Source organism: Caballeronia glathei (assembly GCF_000698595.1).
GTDB lineage: Bacteria > Pseudomonadota > Gammaproteobacteria > Burkholderiales > Burkholderiaceae > Caballeronia > Caballeronia glathei.
Map to the genome: position 1 here is coordinate 46,097 of NZ_JFHC01000036.1, position 16,711 is coordinate 62,807.

A 16,711-nucleotide genomic window follows, 5' to 3' on the forward strand; every position below is an offset into this window, starting at 1 on the left:
GCGTTATCCGGATAGCGTCACGCGGCCCGGTCGATGGGTACATGACGTGAACGGGCGCGCCAAGGTTATTGGGGTACACCGTCCTGCGGTCAATCGGAAAAGCGCTTCGATTATGCGCACATCGATTGGCTATTGGCAATTGGGATTGACTGCGAATTGGGCGATAATGGCGCCTTTAGACGAGCGCGTGAGCATAAACACGCGCCTCTCCCCGCAGCGTCGCATTCCGGGCGCGTCGACTGGCATCGATGCACCTCGTCCGCACGTGTCGACGAAGACCCGCTGCCTTGTCCCCTAGCCGTGAACGTGATCGCAACCCATCCGAAGTCGCTCGCAGACCGCATCGAGGATCTGCTGCCCCAGACGCAATGCACCAAGTGCGGATATCCCGCGTGCCGGCCGTACGCCGAAGCCATTGCGTCGGGCGACGCGAACTACAATCAGTGCCCGCCCGGCGGCGTCGAAGGCGTCGCGCGGCTCGCGGCGCTGCTCGGCAAGCCCGTGATCGCGCTCAATCCCGACAACGGCGTGGAGCGGCCGCGCCCGCTCGCGGTGATCGACGAGAACGTGTGCATCGGCTGCACGCTGTGCATGCAGGCGTGCCCGGTCGACGCGATCGTCGGCGCGGCCAAGCAGATGCATACGATCATTCCCGCGCTTTGCACCGGCTGCGACCTGTGCGTGCCGCCCTGCCCGGTCGACTGCATCGCGATGATTCCGGTCACCGGCGAGAAGACGGGCTGGGACGCGTGGAGCCAGCAGGAAGCGGACGCGGCGCGCGAACGGCACGACCGGCGGCTCGCGCGCCTCGAACGCGAGCGCGAAGCCGCGGAAGCACGTGCAGCGGCGCGACAGGCGGCGCGCCCCGGGCAAGCGGCATCGGACGAGGCGCAGGCTTCGGTGGCTTCGGCTGACGCGTCCGCCGAAGCCACTGAATCCGCTGAAGCTGCCGAAGCTGCCGAAGCTGCCGAAGCTGCCGAAGCTGCCGAAGCGAAAAAGCGCGCGATCATCCAGGCTGCGCTCGAACGCGCCCGCAAGAAAAAGGAAGAGCTTGCGAAGGCGGGCACGGGCCCGAGGAACACCGAAAGCGTGAGCGCCGACGTGCAGGCCCAGATCGACGCGGCCGAAGAGCGCCGCCGGCGCCTCGGCCTGACGGACGAGCCGCGTGCGGCCAACCCGCAAAACGACTCCACCGACCTTTGACCTCCCGCGTCCGATGAATGCCAAAAAGCGCCGCGCGATCTTCGAGACGCTGCAAAGCCTCAACCCGCATCCGACGACCGAGCTCGAATACACATCGCCGTTCGAACTGCTGATCGCGGTGCTGCTGTCCGCGCAGGCCACCGACGTATCGGTGAACAAGGCGATGCGCCGGATGTTTCCCGTCGCCAATACGCCGGCCAAGGTGTTCGCGCTCGGCGAGGAAGGCGTGGCAGGCTACATCAAGACCATCGGCCTCTATCGCACGAAGGCGAAGAACGTCGTTGCGACCTGCCGGATTCTCATCGACCAGTACGGCGGCGAGGTGCCCGACGACCGCGAGGCGCTGGAAGCGCTGCCGGGCGTCGGACGCAAGACGGCGAACGTGATCCTGAACACGGCGTTCGGCCATCCGACCATCGCCGTCGATACGCATATCTTTCGCGTTGCGAACCGCACAGGGCTTGCGCCCGGCAAGGACGTGCGGGCCGTGGAAGCGGCGCTGGAGAAAGCCGTCCCCGACGAATTCAGGCACGACGCGCATCACTGGCTGATTCTGCACGGACGATATGTCTGCAAGGCGCGCACGCCGGAGTGCTGGCATTGCGCGATCGAGCCGCTCTGCGAATACCGGCCCAAGACGCCGCCGCCCGTCCTCTGAGCGCACAATGCCCGCGCGCCTTAAAATGGCGCTCTGACACCCCTGACACACGACGCATGTTCAATCCCAGCCGCGACGAAGTCCGTCAATTCTTCACCGACACCTGGCGCAAGCAGCGCGCGGGCGAAATCCTGACGCCGCTGGAAAGCATCGCCGCGGACTGGATCGGCGAGCATCCGGAGTATCAGCAGGAACTCGCCGACCCGGAATCGAAGGCCGCCGACTATTCGCCCGAGCGCGGGCAGACCAATCCTTTTCTGCACCTGTCGATGCATCTCGCGATCAGCGAGCAACTGTCGATCGACCAGCCTCCCGGCATCCGCCGCGCGCACGAAAGGCTCGTGGCACGGCTCGGTTCCACCCACGACGCCCAGCACGCGATCATGGAGTGCCTCGGGCAGATCATCTGGGACGCGCAGCGCAACAACGTGCCGCCCGACACCGACGCGTACCTCGCGCTGATCGAGCGGCGCGCTTCGCGCGACTAAGCGTTCGCGCGTCATATCGCGCTTCGCCGGCTCCCGAAACGACAACACCCCGCGCATGCGGGGTGTTGTCGTTTGGGCGGCGATGCTCGCCTGCCCGAAAGGTAACGGCCGGGACGCTTACTTCTTCAGCACGAGCGCGCCGTTGAGCGACTGGATATACGCCGCGAGGTCCTTCAGGTCGCTTTGCGACAGGTTCTGCAACTGCGCGGCCATGATCGCGTTGTTGCGGCCGAAGTTCGGGTTGCCGTTGCCCATCTGATACTGGCGCATCGCCCAGTAGACGTAGCTCGCATGCTGGCCCGCGAGCTTCGGATATTCCCCGCTCACCGGATTGTTGAGGTTCGGGCCGTGGCAGGCCACGCAGTTGTGGCTGTCGGAGAGCGCCTTGCCGTTGGCGATGTCGGCCGCCTGCGCCGCATTGGACGCCGCCATGCCGATCAGCGCGGCCGCGCACGCTGCCTTGAACGTTGTGTGGAGTGCCTGAGAGGGCTTCATGAATTCTCCTATCCCGCGAAATTTGATTGCCGAGTGACTCGCGCGTAATACGCGAACTGCTGCGCCGAACTGCGTCCGATGACGCTCGAGCGTGCGGGTCACTTGTCGGGATTGTTCTTCGAAGAGGGGGTTTGCGCGGCGTAGTACGCAGCGATGTCGGCGATGTCCTGGTCGGTCAGCGTCGTGGCGATGGCGCGCATCGTGTCGAAGTGGCGGTCGCCCTTCTTGTACGCGTGCAGCGCGTTCTCGAGGTACTTGGCGTTCTGGCCGCCGAGCATCGGAACCTCGTACACCTCGGGGTAGGCCGTCCGGTAGCCCGGAATGCCGTGGCAGCCGATACACATCGCAACCTTGCCCTCGGCCGCCTTGGCGTTGCCGACGACCTGGGCCGACGCCTGGGTCGCGAAGCCGGCAAGCCCCGACAGCGCTGCAATCACGGCACATTTGCCGACGAAATTGTTCATAGCTTCTCTAACCTAGCATGAGGGGAAATCCGGCACGCCTGATGGCCGACCCAGAGGCCGCGGCCCGCGCCGAGTTCATCACAACCTTCTCGGGACTGTTTCTTGTCTCTAGCCACGCAGGCCAAAAAAATCGCGCTAATTGTACCGCGCGACCTACCCTCCGTCCACCGCGCGCCCCGCGCAGCAAAGCCGCGGCAGGCGCGGCCCGTTGCGAATGTCACCAGGCTGCGACAATCTGTCCAATCGACAAAACGTCCGGATTGCGAGTTGCACCGATGCTTCGCGCCCTGATCGAGCGGCGGCACCGCGGCTCACACGATACCCGCCGGGTGTCAATGACAAAAGTCCTTCTGACTTATACTGGAATTTTTTCTCGACCGGACCGTTCGCCATGCGTTTCGAAGGCTCATCGCAATACGTCGCAACCGACGACCTCAAGCTCGCGGTCAACGCCGCGATGACGCTCCAGCGCCCGCTGCTCATCAAGGGCGAGCCCGGCACCGGCAAGACGATGCTCGCGGAGGAAGTGGCCGCCGCGCTCGGCATGCCGCTCCTGCAATGGCACATCAAGTCGACGACCAAGGCCCAGCAGGGCCTCTACGAATACGACGCGGTGTCGCGCCTGCGCGACTCGCAACTCGGCGACGAGCGCGTGAAGGAGATCCGCAACTACATCGTGAAGGGCGTGCTGTGGCAGGCATTCGAGTCCGATGAGCAGACCGTGCTGCTCATCGACGAAATCGACAAGGCCGACATCGAATTCCCGAACGACCTGCTGCGCGAGCTCGACCGCATGGAGTTCTACGTCTACGAGACGCACGAACTCGTCACCGCGAAGCGGCGCCCGCTCGTCATCATCACGTCGAACAACGAGAAGGAGCTGCCCGACGCGTTCCTGCGCCGCTGCTTCTTCCACTACATCAAGTTTCCCGAGCCCGCGACGATGAAGGAAATCGTCGAGGTGCACTTTCCGGGCATCAAGCAGGAACTGCTCGCCGCGGCAATGCAGAGCTTCTTCGAGCTGCGCAACGTGTCGGGGCTGAAAAAGAAGCCGTCCACGTCCGAGCTGCTCGACTGGCTGAAGCTGCTGCTCGCCGAGGACATCCCGCCCGAAGCATTGCGCTCGTCCGACCAGAAGCAGATCGTGCCGCCGCTGCACGGCGCGCTCCTCAAGAACGAGCAGGACCTGAATCTCTTCGAGCGGCTGCTCTTCATGAACCGCAACAACCGTTGACCGTTCCCGGGAACGGCCGGCCGCGTGAGCGCATCGGAGATACCGGCGCAAAACACCGGCCAAACTACCGGCCCGAAAGCTGGCGCGGTTCGCCCGGCAAGCCAGCCCGACTCTGGAGTCCGCCCCCATGCTGATCGATTTCTTCTACTCGTTGCGCGGCGCGAAGCTGCCGGTGTCCGTCAAGGAATACCTGACGCTCATCGAGGCGCTCAAGGCGCAGGTGATCGCGCCCTCGCTCGACGAGTTCTACTTTCTCGCGCGCATGACGCTCGTCAAGGACGAGAAGTACTTCGACAAGTTCGATCAGGCGTTCGGCGCGTATTTCCACGGCGTGACGAAGCTCGACGAAGCAGCGTTCGACGTGCCGCTCGACTGGCTGAAAAAGCGGCTGGAACGCGACTTCACGCCCGAGGAAAAGCGGCAGATCGAAGCGCTCGGCGGCCTCGACAAGCTGATGGAGCGCCTGAAGGAACTCTTCGAAGAACAGAAGGAGCGCCACGAAGGCGGCAGCAAATGGATCGGCACGGGCGGCACGTCGCCGTTCGGGCACGGCGGCTACAACCCGCAAGGCATCCGCATCGGCGGGGACTCGTCGGGCAACCGCACGGCGGTGAAGGTATGGGAGGAGCGCGCGTATCGCGATTACGACGACCAGGTCGAGATCGGCACGCGCAACATCAAGGTCGCGTTGCGGCGGCTGCGCCGCTTCGCCCGCGAAGGCGCGGCCGAGGAGCTCGATCTGCCCGACACGATCCGCAGCACGGCGGCGAATGCCGGCTGGCTCGACCTGAAGATGGTGCCCGAGCGCCACAACAACGTGAAGGTGCTGATGCTGCTGGATGTCGGCGGATCGATGGACGATCACATCAAGCGCGTCGAGGAACTCTTCTCGGCGGCGAAGGCCGAGTTCAAGCATCTCGAGTTCTTCTACTTTCACAACTGCGTCTACGACTATCTGTGGAAGAACAACCGGCGCCGCCATGGCGAGCGCACGCCCACCTTCGACGTGCTGCACAAGTTCACGCCGGACTACAAGCTGATCTTCGTCGGCGACGCGACGATGAGCCCCTACGAAGTGCTGCAGCCGGGCGGATCGGTGGAATACAACAACGCGGAAGCGGGCGCGGTGTGGCTAAGGCGCCTCGCCGACCAGTTTCCGCGCCACGCGTGGCTCAACCCGGAGCCGGAGCGGCTGTGGGAGTACCGCCAGTCGATCTCGGTGATCCGGCAGGTGCTCGGCAACCGGATGTACGGCCTCACGCTGGCCGGGCTCGAAAGCGCAATGCGGGCGCTCTCGAAGTGAGGAAGTGAGCGGCAGGCGGGCGCGCCGGCGTTGCGACAGCGTGGTGCGAGCGGGTAACATCGCGCTTCGGCGCTCGCGGCCTGCAACCTGTCGCGCCGTACCGTACCGCCCGCCCGGCTCCCTCGCCCCACTTCAGCCCTCCCGCCGCCTTGCGCATGAACCCGCCGTCGAATCCCCCCGCCCTCGCCCCACAACCCCTGCGCCCGCTCGCCGACACCTCCGCGTCCGCCGTCGTCGCGGGTTTCGTCGCGATGATGACGGGCTACACGAGTTCGCTCGTGCTGATGTTCCAGGCGGGACGCGCCGCGCATCTCACCGACGCGCAGATCTCCTCGTGGATCTGGGCGCTTTCCATCGGCATGGCGATCTGCACGATCGGCCTGTCGCTGCGCTATCGCGCGCCGGTCGTGATCGCCTGGTCGACGCCGGGCGCCGCGCTGCTCGTCACGTCGCTGCCGAACGTGCCGTATGCCGAGGCGATCGGCGCGTTCGTCGTGTGCGCGGCCCTGCTGACCGCGGTGGGCATGACCGGCTGGTTCGATGCGCTGATGCACCGGGTGCCGGCTGGCATCGCCTCGGCGCTGCTCGCGGGCATCCTGTTCGAGATCGGCATCGAAATCTTTCGCGCGGCGCAGTACCAGACCACGCTCGTGCTCGCGATGTTCTTCACCTACCTCGTCGGCAAGCGGCTCGTGCCGCGTTACGCGATTCCCGCTACGCTCGCGGCCGGGATTTCGGTCGCGGGCGTCCTCGGGCTCCTCGATTTCAGCCGCTTTCACGTCGCGCTCGCGCATCCGGTCTTCACGATGCCCGCTTTTTCGCTGACGGCAACGATCAGCATCGGCATTCCGCTTTTTGTCGTCGCGATGGCGTCGCAGAACGTGCCGGGCATCGCCGTGCTGAGGGCGGACGGCTACACCACGCCATCGTCGCCGCTCATTTCGACGACCGGCCTCGCGTCGCTCGTGCTCGCGCCGTTCGGCTCGCACGGACTGAACCTCGCGGCGATCACGGCGGCGATCTGCACCGGCCGCGAAGCCCACGACGACCGAAGCAAGCGCTACATGGCCGCGGTCTGGTGCGGCATCTTCTACCTGCTCGCCGGCGTGTTCGGGGCAACGATCGCCGCGCTGTTCGCTGCGTTTCCGAAGGCGCTGGTCGTGTCGGTGGCGGCGCTCGCGCTTTTCGGCTCGATCATGAGCGGCCTCGCCAATGCGATGCACGACGCGCGCCAGCGCGAGGCGGCGCTCGTCACGTTCATGGTGACGGCGTCGGGACTGACGCTTTTTTCGGTCGGGCCGGCATTCTGGGGACTGGTCGCGGGCATCGTCACGCAGGTCGTGCTGAACGGGCGCCGCGCCTGACGATCCGGCCCGCCAGGCGCGCCCCGGAAACCGGTTTTTGCGCCTGGCACCCAATCTTCACACGATGAACGCGCCCCGCGCGCAGCGGTCGAATCCGGGCCACCGCCGGTGGTATCGCCGCGAACGGCGCGCGCAGGCATAGAATGGCAGTGAGGGGCGAGCCGCCGGTGCAGTGAACGACGGGCGGGCGGCGTCGCGAATGTGTTCAACGCGGGCATCCGCATCTTTGACAAGGCGCGCAGCGCCTACGACTCGACATGACAACCGCTCTCGACCAGCTCAAGCAATACACCACGGTCGTCGCCGATACGGGCGACTTCCAGCAATTCGTGCAATTCAAGCCGCGGGACGCGACGACCAACCCGTCGCTGATCCTGAAGGCCGTGCAGAAGGCCGAATACAAGCCGCTCCTGGAAAAGACGGTGAAGGCGAACGCCGGCAAGCCGATGAGCCAGATCATCGACCACCTGCTGATCGCGTTCGGCACCGAAATCCTGAAGATCATTCCGGGGCGGGTGTCGACCGAAGTGGACGCGCGCCTCTCGTTCGACACGAAGGGTTCGATCGCGAAGGGCCACGAACTCATCAAGCTGTACGAAGACGCGGGCATCAAGCGCGAGCGCGTGCTGATCAAGCTCGCGTCCACCTGGGAAGGCGTGCGCGCCGCGGAAGTGCTGCAAAAGGACGGCATCAACTGCAACATGACGCTGCTCTTCTCGCTGCCGCAGGCCGTCGCGTGCGCCGAAGCGGGCGCGAAGCTGATCTCGCCGTTCGTCGGACGGATCTACGACTGGTACAAGAAGTCGGCCGGCGCCGAGTGGGACGAAGTGAAAAATGGCGGCGCGAACGATCCGGGCGTGCAGTCGGTGCGCAAGATCTACGCGTACTACAAGAAGTTCGGCCACAACACCGAGGTGATGGGCGCGAGCTTTCGCACGGTCGGCCAGATCACGGAACTCGCCGGCTGCGACCTGCTCACCATCAGCCCCGACCTGCTGAAGAAGCTGGCGGACAGCAACGACAAGGTGGAGCGCAAGCTCTCGCCGGAACTGGTCGCAAACGAACCGATCCAGAAGATCGCCGTCGACGAGCCGACGTTCCGCTTCCTCGTCAACGACGATGCGATGGCCACCGAGAAGCTCGCGGAAGGCATCCGCACGTTCGCCGCCGACGCGGTCAAGCTCGAAAAAGTGATCGCCGCGCTGCAGTAAGCGCCGCGGGCATTGCGCCTCTCGGACGGGCTCCGGTGCTTCAGCGCACCGGAGCCCGTTTTCATTGGGTCTTCGCATGACCTGGCCGGCCGGGCCGGAGCTTTGCCGGCTCCTGGTTACCTGCCTCGCCGCAACGCCGTCACCGGAAGAACGGCTGGGCGCCCTCGATGTTCCACATCCGCTCGATTTCGATGAGGCGCAGGCGCAGCCGGTCGACCTGTTCCGCGAGCCGCATCGCGAGCCAGTGCATGCCCTGCGCGCCCTGCACGTCCTGCACGTCTTCCAAGCCGGCTTCGGATGGCTCCGCCAGGGTGCCCGGCCGCGCCGCCTGCGCCTTCGTCACGGCATGCAGCAGGCCGACGCGCCCGAAGCGCAACGCCCGCGCCATCAGAAGCAGGGTATGGCGCACCGCCCGCTCCTCGTCGCTGCACTTCACCGCGCGAAGCGCCGCGCTCTCGGCGCCGGATTGCGCGAGCAACTCGAGCGCCGACAGCACCGAGCGATGCAGCCGCTGGATCTCCTCGAGCAGCGCGAGGGGCACGTCGATTTCCTTCGCGACCGAATCCATCAGCGAACGCGACTGCACGAGGCGCTGGCTCAACACGAGAAAACGCTTCGTGACTTCGTCCGCGGGCTTCGGACGGCCTTCCAGCAGCGCGCCATAGATCCGCGCACAGTCGCGCAGATTGTCGGCGAGACGATAGCGCCACGAGTACGTCGCGTACTGCGGCAACACGAACGAAAACGCGAGCGCGATCACGATGCCGATCAGCACGTTCGCCGTGCGCCACAGGCCGACGTCGATCGGCAGGTCGCCGTGGCCCGACACGATCATCATCGTGATCGCCGTGAGGAGCGCGACATAGGCCGGCTTGCCGATCGCGTGGTAGGCGCAGCCGCCGGCAATCACCGACATCAGGACGAACGTCAGCGTCAGCGAGCCGGTGACCCCCTGCAGGAGGATCAGCGCGAGCCCGAAGCCCGCGCCGAGCATCGTCCCGAGCGCGCGCTCGGCCGACTTCTTGCGGATATTGCCGAAGTGCTGCAGCCCGCCGATCACGACGAGCACCGTCACCGAAGCCCATACGCCGTGCGGAATGTCAATGCCGGACGTGAGGCCGATCGATGCAAGCATGGCGAGCCCCACGCGGATCGCATGAAGCAGCCGCGCGTGCCGGTAGCGAAAGTACGGCGAGCCGAGCACGTGCAGCACGCGTCTCGCGTGGCTGCGGCGGGGAAGCGGCGAATCGGTCGAAGACATGGGAAAGCCCCGGCGTCGATTAAGGTCTGCCTGCAAGATACGAGCCCGCAAAAGGCGCGCGCGCAAGACAAAACGCCCGCAACTTCCGTTACGGGCGTTTTACCAGCTTTTGCCGCGGCTGGTGCATCGTTCGCGTCAGTCGATCGGCCGATCAGCCTTCGGCGACGTCGAGATAGTCTTCCGGCCGTGTGCGGTCGCCGGAATGCTGCAGCCCCATCACCTTCACCGCCACGCTGACGACGATCGCCACCACCAGATTCACGATCAGCGCCCAGACCGCCGCGTAACCCGGGATCGCGTAGCCGAACAGCTTGATCGTGAAGATCGAGCCCGCCAGTTTCAGCGATATCGCCATCCACGTTCCGACGCCGATGCCCACCGCCCAGCCGATCAGCAGGCCGCGATGATCGAGCATGCGTGTGTAGAGCCCGAGCACGAGCGCGGGCAGCGTCTGGATGATCCAGATTCCGCCGAGCAGTTGCAGCTGGATCGCGTAGGTGAGCGGCAGCGCGAGAATGAACGCCACCGCGCCGACCTTCACCAGCAGCGACACCAGCTTCGCGACGTTCGTCTCCTGCTCCGGTGTCATCGAGCGGTTCACGAACTCGCGGTGGACGTTGCGCGTGTAGAGGTTCGCCGCCGCGATCGACATGATCGCCGCCGGCACCAGCGCGCCGATGCCGATCGCCGCGAATGCCACGCCCACGAACCACGACGGGAAGTAGTGCAGGAACAGCGCCGGCACCGCGAAATTCGGCCCGAACGCCTTGAAGTACGGAGCGAACTGCGGCATGTCCTTCACGCCCGAGGCGAGCGCCATGTACCCGAGCAGCGCGAGCAGGCCGAGCACCAGCGAATAGGCGGGCAGGAGCGCCATGTTGCGGCGGATCGTGTTGCCCGAATTCGACGACAGGATGGCCGTGACCGAGTGGGGATACAGGAAGAGCGCGAGCGCCGAGCCCACCGCGAGCGTCGCGTAGGCGCTGTAGCCGTTGAGGCTCGCGGCGTCGGGCGCCTTAAGGAGCAGCTTCGCCGGCGGCACCGTGCCGAAGATCTGGCCGAAACCGCCCAACTGCGCCGGAATCACGATGATCGCCGCGATGATCGTCACGTAGATGAGCACGTCCTTCACGACCGCGATCATCGCCGGGGCGCGCAGGCCCGAGGTATACGTGTAGGCCGCGAGAATCGCAAACGCGATGATGAGCGGCAGGTCGCCGATCAGGCCCTTCGTATCGAAACCGAGCGCGCCGATCACCACTTCGATGCCCACCAGTTGCAGCGCGATGTACGGCATCGTCGCGACGATGCCCGTCACCGCGACCGCCAGCGCGAGCATGCGGCTGTTGTAGCGCGCGTGAACGAAGTCGGCGGCGGTCACGTAGCCGTGGCGCTTCGCGATGCTCCAGAGCTTCGGAAACACGACGAACGCGAACGGATAGATCAGGATCGTGTACGGCAGCGCGAAGAAGCCGGTCGCGCCCGCGCCGAAGACGAGCGCCGGGACCGCGATGAACGTATAGGCCGTGTAGAGATCGCCGCCGAGCAGGAACCACGTGACGATCGTGCCGAAGCGCCGGCCGCCGAGGCCCCATTCGTCGAGTTGAGCGAGATCGCCCTTGCGCCAGTGAGCGGCGACGAAGCCGAGAATCGTCACGCCCACGAAGAACAGGACGAAGACGAAGGTGGCGGTGGAGTTCATCATCGCGCGTCCCCCTGTTTGCGGGCCGTCGGAACAGCTTTCGTCTTCACGTAGACGATGGCGGTAAGCACCGCGCTGATCAGCACCCAGAGCAACTGGTACCAGTAGAAAAACGGAAAGCCCCAGAGCACCGGTTCGATCTTGTTATAGAACGGCACCCACAGGACGCCGATACAGGGCAAAACCAGCAGCCATAGCCAATGCTTGTTGCGCGGTTGCGCCGTGCCTGTGGCAGCTTCGTGAGCCATGACGGTCTCCTCTTTGTTCTTGGAATTCACCGCCCCGGACGGATCGATCGACCGGGTAGGACGAGCCGTCGGGAAAGCGTCTCAAAAATAACAGGAGGAGTATATGGGGGTCTTAAAAGGGGTCAAGCAGGGCGAACCCGGGGATTCGCCTGACGTGAAAGACAGATGTAATGAGGCCCGCCGGGGATGTGCGCCTCGTTTGTGCGCTCAGATCGCGAACACTTCGATACGCTTCTCGGCGGCGCTCGCGACAAGCGCCTCGACCCACTCGCGCGCCGGCAGATCGAGTTCCGTCTCGATCAGCTTCGCGCGTTTTTCAAGCGCGTCGAGCGACACGTCGAGCGCCGGACCCGCGAACGCAATCGCGATCCGGTTGCCGTCGTGGACTTCGGGCAACGCGATCACGCGGCCGTCGAAGGCTTCGTTCAGGCGCTTCATGTTGCGCACGAAGCTCGGGTGATCGCCGAACAGATTGATCGTCACGACGCCCGCCTGCGGCGTGAGGCACGCCCGGCAGGCGCGGTAGAACGACACGCTGTCGAGCACCGGCCCGCGCGCGGTCGCGTCGTAGAGGTCGATCTGCAGCGCGCCGATCGTGCCGTGATTCGCGCGATCGTTGACGAACTCCCACGCATCCTGCTCGCTCACCTTGAGTCGGGCATCGTCGGGCGGAAGCGCGAACATCGTGCGCGCCGCGATCACGACGGCCGGGTTCAGTTCGACCGCCTCCACCGTCGCGCGCTTCAGAAACCGGTGGCAGAACTTCGTCAGCGCGGCGGCGCCGAGGCCGAGCTGCACGATGCGCCCGGGCGTCTCGATGAAGAGCAGCCACGCCATCATCTGCTGCGCGTATTCGAGTTCGATGTGGTCCGGCTTTCTCAGCCGCATCGCGCCCTGCACCCATTCCGTGCCGAAATGCAGGAAGCGCACGCCGCCCTCCTCCGAGAACGTCACGGGCGCGTAGCGCGGCTTGCGCGGAACGTCGATGCGAGGCGCGCCGTCGAGCGGTTCGTCGCGCTCGCGCTTCGAGCGCCTGCCGTGATGGTCCTGCCGGTCACGTTGCCTGTTGCCGAACGCGCGCGCTTCGGCGGACGCGCGCTTAATCAGTTTCGTCATGAGTGAGGATGTCGCGCCAGACGCGCAATTTTTGGTCGAACGAGAGAATAGCATTCGCCGGACTCGACGACGGCAGCACGAGCGTCGCGTAACCCGCCGCGCGGATCACCGGCTCGAAGCGGCCCGATGTCTTGCCGTTGAAGCACACTTTCCTCAGTTGCGGCGCGTGCCGTCGAAACGACGCGAAGTCGTTCGGGTTGGCATTGCGGATCGCCGCGTCGAGGCTGCCTTCGCGCTCGCAGGCGGCGAGCACGTCCCAGAGGCCGATGCCGTGCGCGAGCAGGCGCGCGACGCGTGCGTCGTAGGCAAGCTCGTGCAGCGGCTCGCCGATCACCGCGCCGAGAAGGCGCCAGAACTGGTTGCGCGGATGCGCGTAGTACTGCGTCGCCGCGAGCGAAGCGACACCGGGGAAGCTGCCGAGAATCAGCGTATGGGTCGATGCATCCGCGACCGGCGGAAAACCTTGCAGCATGACTTGCCGCACTACCTTGCGTCGCCGCGCACGACGCGCGTCGCATGCGATGTCAGATGCTCGAGCGGCCGCGAATGCTCGCGATGCGCCGCATGCGGCGCGTCGGCTTCGCGCAGACGCGCCCAGAGCGCGGGCAGCATGCATTCCGTGACCATCAGCGGCGCCCCGTGCCGCTCGAACACCGAGCGGCGCGCGAGAAGCGCACGGGCGCGGTGCGCACCGAGTTGCCGCGCGGCGAGCCGGTACAGCGGATGGCGCGCGGTCAGCCGGCGGCTCGCGAGCGCGGAACGCGCGACGCTGCTGTCGCTGTAGAGCAGTTCCGCGAGCGGGCGCGTCGAGAGACGGCGCATCGCCTGCCAGACGCCCGCGCTTTCATCGAGTGGCACGATGCTGTGCGCCGCGACGAACGGCGCGCCATCGACTCTCAACACCACCTCGCGCACCCACACGCTGCTGCGCGGGCTCACGCGCAGCGCACGCCACTCGTCGGCCCAGGGCAAGGCGACGGCCTCGCGCGTCACCTCGACGCTCACGGCGCCGAGCGTGCGCAAATGCGCGGTAAGCGAGCCGCCGCGGGTGAGCCAGTCTTTCTGGTCGTTGGTGAAGGTGGGAAGCGAAGCGATGCGCCAGTGCGCATCGGCGGGATCGTTGGGGATAGGCATGGCGGTGATTATAAAACCGGCACGCAAATTCGACCGGTACGGCGATGCTTCAACGCCCGTTGTCGGGCAGGCGAAAGCGGCGCGCAAGAAAAACGCGCTGCTGGAACCCCGGCAGCGCGCCTTCCCTTCCAGCTTTGCAACTTCGACCGCTTCTTACCGCGCGAGCAACAGCGTGTTCGTGCGCTTCACGAAGCTCGCCGGATCCTCCAGCGCGCCGCCTTCCGCGAGCAGCGCCTGATCGAAGAGCAAATGGCACCAGTCGCCGAAATTGGCATTCCCGGCGTTCAGTCCCTTCACGAGCGGATGCTCCGGATTCACTTCCAGAATCGGCTGCATTTGCGGCGCCTGCTGCCCGGCCGCCTTCAGCATGCGCTGCAGGTAGCCGCTCATGTCGCCTTCGTCGGCGACGAGGCACGACGGCGAATCGGTCAGGCGGAACGTGAGACGCACGTCCTTGGCCTTGCCCGCGAGCGCTTCCTTCATCTTCTCGACGAGCGGCTTCATCTCTTCGCCGACCTTCTCCTGCTGCTGCTTTTCCTCGTCGTTGAGCGCGCCCAGGTCGAGATCGCCGCGCGCGACGCTTGCGAGCGGCTTGCCGTCGAATTCGTTGAGGAACGACAGCATCCATTCATCGACGCGATCGGTGAGCAGCAAAACCTCCACGCCCTTCTTGCGGAACACTTCGAGATGCGGGCTGTTCTTCGCGGCCTGCCAGCTGTCGGCGGTGACGTAGTAGATCTTCGTCTGCTCGGGCTTCATGCGCGAGACGTAGTCCGCGAGCGACACGGTCTGCCCGGACGTGTCGTCGTGCGTCGAGGCGAAGCGCACGAGCTTCGCGATGCGCTCGCGATTGGCGAAGTCTTCGCCGATGCCTTCCTTGAACACCTGCCCGAACTCGGTCCAGAAGGTCGCGTATTTCTGCTTGTCGGCGTCTTCGGTGGCTTCGGCCGACGAGGAAGCCACATCCTCCAGCATCGAGAGCACGCGCTTCGTCACGCCTTCACGGATCGCCTTGACGTCGCGGCTTTCCTGCAGGATTTCGCGCGAGACGTTGAGCGGCAGATCGGCCGAATCCACGACACCCTTCACGAAGCGCAGGTACGCGGGCAGCAGTTGCTCGGCGTCGTCCATGATGAACACGCGCTTCACGTACAGCTTCAGGCCGCCGCGGTGGTCGCGGTTCCACATGTCGAACGGCGCGTGCTTCGGCACGTACAGCAGTTGCGTGTACTCGCTGCGGCCTTCGACGCGGTTGTGCGTCCACGCGAGCGGGTCGTCGTGGTCGTGCGACAGGTGCTGGTAGAACTGCTTGTACTGCTCGTCGCTGATGTCGTTCTTCGCGCGCGTCCAGAGCGCGCTCGCCTGATTGACGGTCTCGTCTTCGTCCTTCGTGACCATCTCGCTCTTTTCCGCGTCCCACTCTTCCTTCTTCATCAGGATCGGCAGCGCGACGTGATCGGAGTACTTCTGGATGATCGACTTCAGCTTGTAGGTGGAAAGCAGCTCGTCCTCGTCGGGACGCAGGTGCAGCGTGATGGTCGTGCCGCGCTGGGCTCGCTCGATGTCCTCGACCTCGAAATCGCCCTCGCCCGCGCTCGTCCAGCGCACGCCTTCGCCCGGCTTCGCGCCCGCGCGGCGCGTCTCGACGGTAATCCTGTCCGCGACGATGAAGCCCGAATAGAAGCCCACGCCGAACTGGCCGATGAGCGCCGCGTCCTTCTGCTGGTCGCCGGAGAGCTTCGAGAAGAATTCCTTCGTGCCCGAGCGCGCGATCGTGCCGAGATGCGAGATGGCCTCGTCGCGGCTCATGCCGATGCCGTTGTCGTCGATCGTCACGGTGCGCGCGGCCTTGTCGTACGACACGCGGATGCGCAGGTCCGGATCGTTCTCGTAGAGCGCGCTGTTTTCGATGGCCTCGAAGCGCAGCTTGTCTGCGGCGTCGGACGCGTTCGAAATCAGCTCGCGCAGGAAGATCTCCTTGTTGCTGTAGAGCGAATGAATCATCAGATGCAGAAGTTGCTTGACTTCTGCCTGAAAGCTCATGGTTTCTTGCGCCATGGTCGGTTCCTCTAGTTGGGTTTCGGTGATGATGGATGGCTGCCGCGCGTGGCCCGCGCGGGATCGCTTTTGAGCGAATTGGCGTCAGATAGAGGCGGGCCGCGCGTTTTTCAAGGGCCCCGCCTTTTTTCTCACTCACCGGCGTCTTCACCGGCATATGAAACGATTCTCCGGCGCACTCCTCGCCGCCTGTTCCCGGGCGATTGCCCGCCCGAAGCGCGGCAGGCCGCTGACTTCGGGCGAAATCGCGATGGCGCGACTCGTTTTCGCGGACGCGATCGACTATTCGCGCGTGGCGGTGCACGACCGGGGCTATTTTCCGTTCGGCCTGCAGCATCGTCAGACAGCGGTCACGCCGAACGGCAGCATGTATTTTCCCAAAGACTGCTTCGAGGAGGATTTTTCGGCCCGTGGCATCGGCTCGCAGATGTGGTTCATGCACGAACTGACGCACGTCTGGCAGTTCCAGCTCGGCTACTGGGTGAAGATGCGCGGCGCGATCAGGGTCGGCCTCGCCTACGGATACACGCTCGCGCCCGGCCGGCGCCTTGCCGACTACAACATGGAAGCGCAGGGCAACATCATCGCCGACTATTTCGCGCTCAGGTTCCGCGGCAGCGAGGGCCGGCGCCATCTCTACGAGCACAGGTACCGGGCGCGCCCCGACGCGCTCGCGCTGTACGAAGCCGTGCTGGCGGACTTCCTCGACGATCCGGCGAACCGGAGCCATCTGCCGCGCGGGGGCGCAATGCGCGTCGCGTGAGCGCCGCGC

Annotated in this window: 17 protein-coding genes; 8 read left to right on the forward strand and 9 right to left on the reverse strand. The window is 65.4% G+C overall.

What is annotated here, in order from left to right:
• Positions 1-306: 306 nt before the first annotated feature.
• The 3 genes from rsxB to BG61_RS21815 are packed head-to-tail and all read left to right on the forward strand — an operon-like array spanning position 307 to position 2,349.
• On the forward strand, positions 307-1,203 hold the full coding sequence (gene rsxB / locus BG61_RS21805) for an electron transport complex subunit RsxB (RefSeq protein WP_035939927.1): 897 nt from the start codon (positions 307-309) through the stop codon (positions 1,201-1,203).
• A gap of 13 nt (positions 1,204-1,216) precedes the next feature.
• Positions 1,217-1,861, forward strand: coding sequence for an endonuclease III (gene nth, locus BG61_RS21810; RefSeq protein WP_035939864.1), 645 nt, complete (start codon positions 1,217-1,219; stop codon positions 1,859-1,861).
• 56 nt (positions 1,862-1,917) lie between these two features.
• The gene (locus BG61_RS21815) at positions 1,918-2,349 is read left to right on the forward strand and encodes a DUF1841 family protein (RefSeq protein ID WP_035939861.1); all 432 of its coding nucleotides are present in this window, start codon (positions 1,918-1,920) and stop codon (positions 2,347-2,349) included.
• A gap of 117 nt (positions 2,350-2,466) precedes the next feature.
• Here the strand turns inward: BG61_RS21815 and BG61_RS21820 are convergent, their stop codons facing one another.
• On the reverse strand, positions 2,467-2,844 hold the full coding sequence (locus tag BG61_RS21820; protein ID WP_035939859.1) for a c-type cytochrome: 378 nt from the start codon (positions 2,842-2,844) through the stop codon (positions 2,467-2,469).
• A gap of 98 nt (positions 2,845-2,942) precedes the next feature.
• A complete protein-coding gene (locus BG61_RS21825) occupies positions 2,943-3,308 on the reverse strand; it encodes a c-type cytochrome (RefSeq protein WP_035939858.1) in 366 nt (121 codons plus the stop codon).
• A gap of 391 nt (positions 3,309-3,699) precedes the next feature.
• Between BG61_RS21825 and BG61_RS21830 the strand changes: the two genes are divergently transcribed.
• The 4 genes from BG61_RS21830 to tal all read left to right on the forward strand — a co-directional run bounded on the left by BG61_RS21830 (position 3,700) and on the right by tal (position 8,420).
• Positions 3,700-4,542, forward strand: a complete 843-nt coding sequence (locus BG61_RS21830) for an AAA family ATPase (RefSeq protein ID WP_035939857.1) — start codon at positions 3,700-3,702, stop codon at positions 4,540-4,542.
• A gap of 127 nt (positions 4,543-4,669) precedes the next feature.
• Entirely contained in the window at positions 4,670-5,845 is a 1,176-nt protein-coding gene (locus tag BG61_RS21835) for a vWA domain-containing protein (RefSeq protein ID WP_035939856.1), read from the forward strand.
• A 155-nt stretch (positions 5,846-6,000) separates the two neighbouring features.
• Complete coding sequence (locus BG61_RS21840; RefSeq protein WP_035941945.1) at positions 6,001-7,209, forward strand: benzoate/H(+) symporter BenE family transporter; 1,209 nt, start codon at positions 6,001-6,003, stop codon at positions 7,207-7,209.
• 257 nt (positions 7,210-7,466) lie between these two features.
• Positions 7,467-8,420, forward strand: a complete 954-nt coding sequence (gene tal / locus BG61_RS21845; protein WP_035939967.1) for a transaldolase — start codon at positions 7,467-7,469, stop codon at positions 8,418-8,420.
• A gap of 139 nt (positions 8,421-8,559) precedes the next feature.
• Here the strand turns inward: tal and BG61_RS21850 are convergent, their stop codons facing one another.
• From BG61_RS21850 to htpG, 7 genes are all read right to left on the reverse strand, one after another.
• Positions 8,560-9,681: an FUSC family protein gene (locus tag BG61_RS21850; RefSeq protein WP_035939965.1), complete on the reverse strand. Its 1,122-nt coding sequence runs from the start codon at positions 9,679-9,681 to the stop codon at positions 8,560-8,562.
• A gap of 151 nt (positions 9,682-9,832) precedes the next feature.
• On the reverse strand, positions 9,833-11,383 hold the full coding sequence (gene mctP / locus BG61_RS21855; protein ID WP_035939980.1) for a monocarboxylate uptake permease MctP: 1,551 nt from the start codon (positions 11,381-11,383) through the stop codon (positions 9,833-9,835).
• Complete coding sequence (locus BG61_RS21860) at positions 11,383-11,631, reverse strand: DUF3311 domain-containing protein (protein ID WP_035939962.1); 249 nt, start codon at positions 11,629-11,631, stop codon at positions 11,383-11,385. Before BG61_RS21860 ends, mctP begins: the two co-directional genes overlap by 1 nt.
• 207 nt (positions 11,632-11,838) lie before the next feature.
• Positions 11,839-12,747 (reverse strand): class I SAM-dependent methyltransferase, encoded by a 909-nt coding sequence (locus BG61_RS21865; protein WP_035939960.1) that lies wholly within the window; start codon positions 12,745-12,747, stop codon positions 11,839-11,841.
• The gene (locus BG61_RS21870; RefSeq protein ID WP_035939978.1) at positions 12,731-13,219 is read right to left on the reverse strand and encodes a DNA-deoxyinosine glycosylase; all 489 of its coding nucleotides are present in this window, start codon (positions 13,217-13,219) and stop codon (positions 12,731-12,733) included. The genes BG61_RS21865 and BG61_RS21870 overlap by 17 nt, the downstream gene beginning before the upstream one ends.
• 11 nt (positions 13,220-13,230) lie before the next feature.
• The gene (locus tag BG61_RS21875; RefSeq protein WP_035939958.1) at positions 13,231-13,881 is read right to left on the reverse strand and encodes a chorismate--pyruvate lyase family protein; all 651 of its coding nucleotides are present in this window, start codon (positions 13,879-13,881) and stop codon (positions 13,231-13,233) included.
• 153 nt (positions 13,882-14,034) lie between these two features.
• Positions 14,035-15,939: a molecular chaperone HtpG gene (gene htpG / locus BG61_RS21880; protein ID WP_035939956.1), complete on the reverse strand. Its 1,905-nt coding sequence runs from the start codon at positions 15,937-15,939 to the stop codon at positions 14,035-14,037.
• Positions 15,940-16,189: 250 nt separating this feature from the next.
• Here htpG and BG61_RS21885 point away from each other — a divergent pair, with 250 nt between their 5' ends.
• Positions 16,190-16,702 carry a hypothetical protein gene (locus BG61_RS21885; protein ID WP_051672704.1) on the forward strand — a complete coding sequence of 171 codons (513 nt, stop codon included), beginning with the start codon at positions 16,190-16,192 and terminating at the stop codon, positions 16,700-16,702.
• The last annotated feature ends 9 nt before the right edge of the window (positions 16,703-16,711 follow it).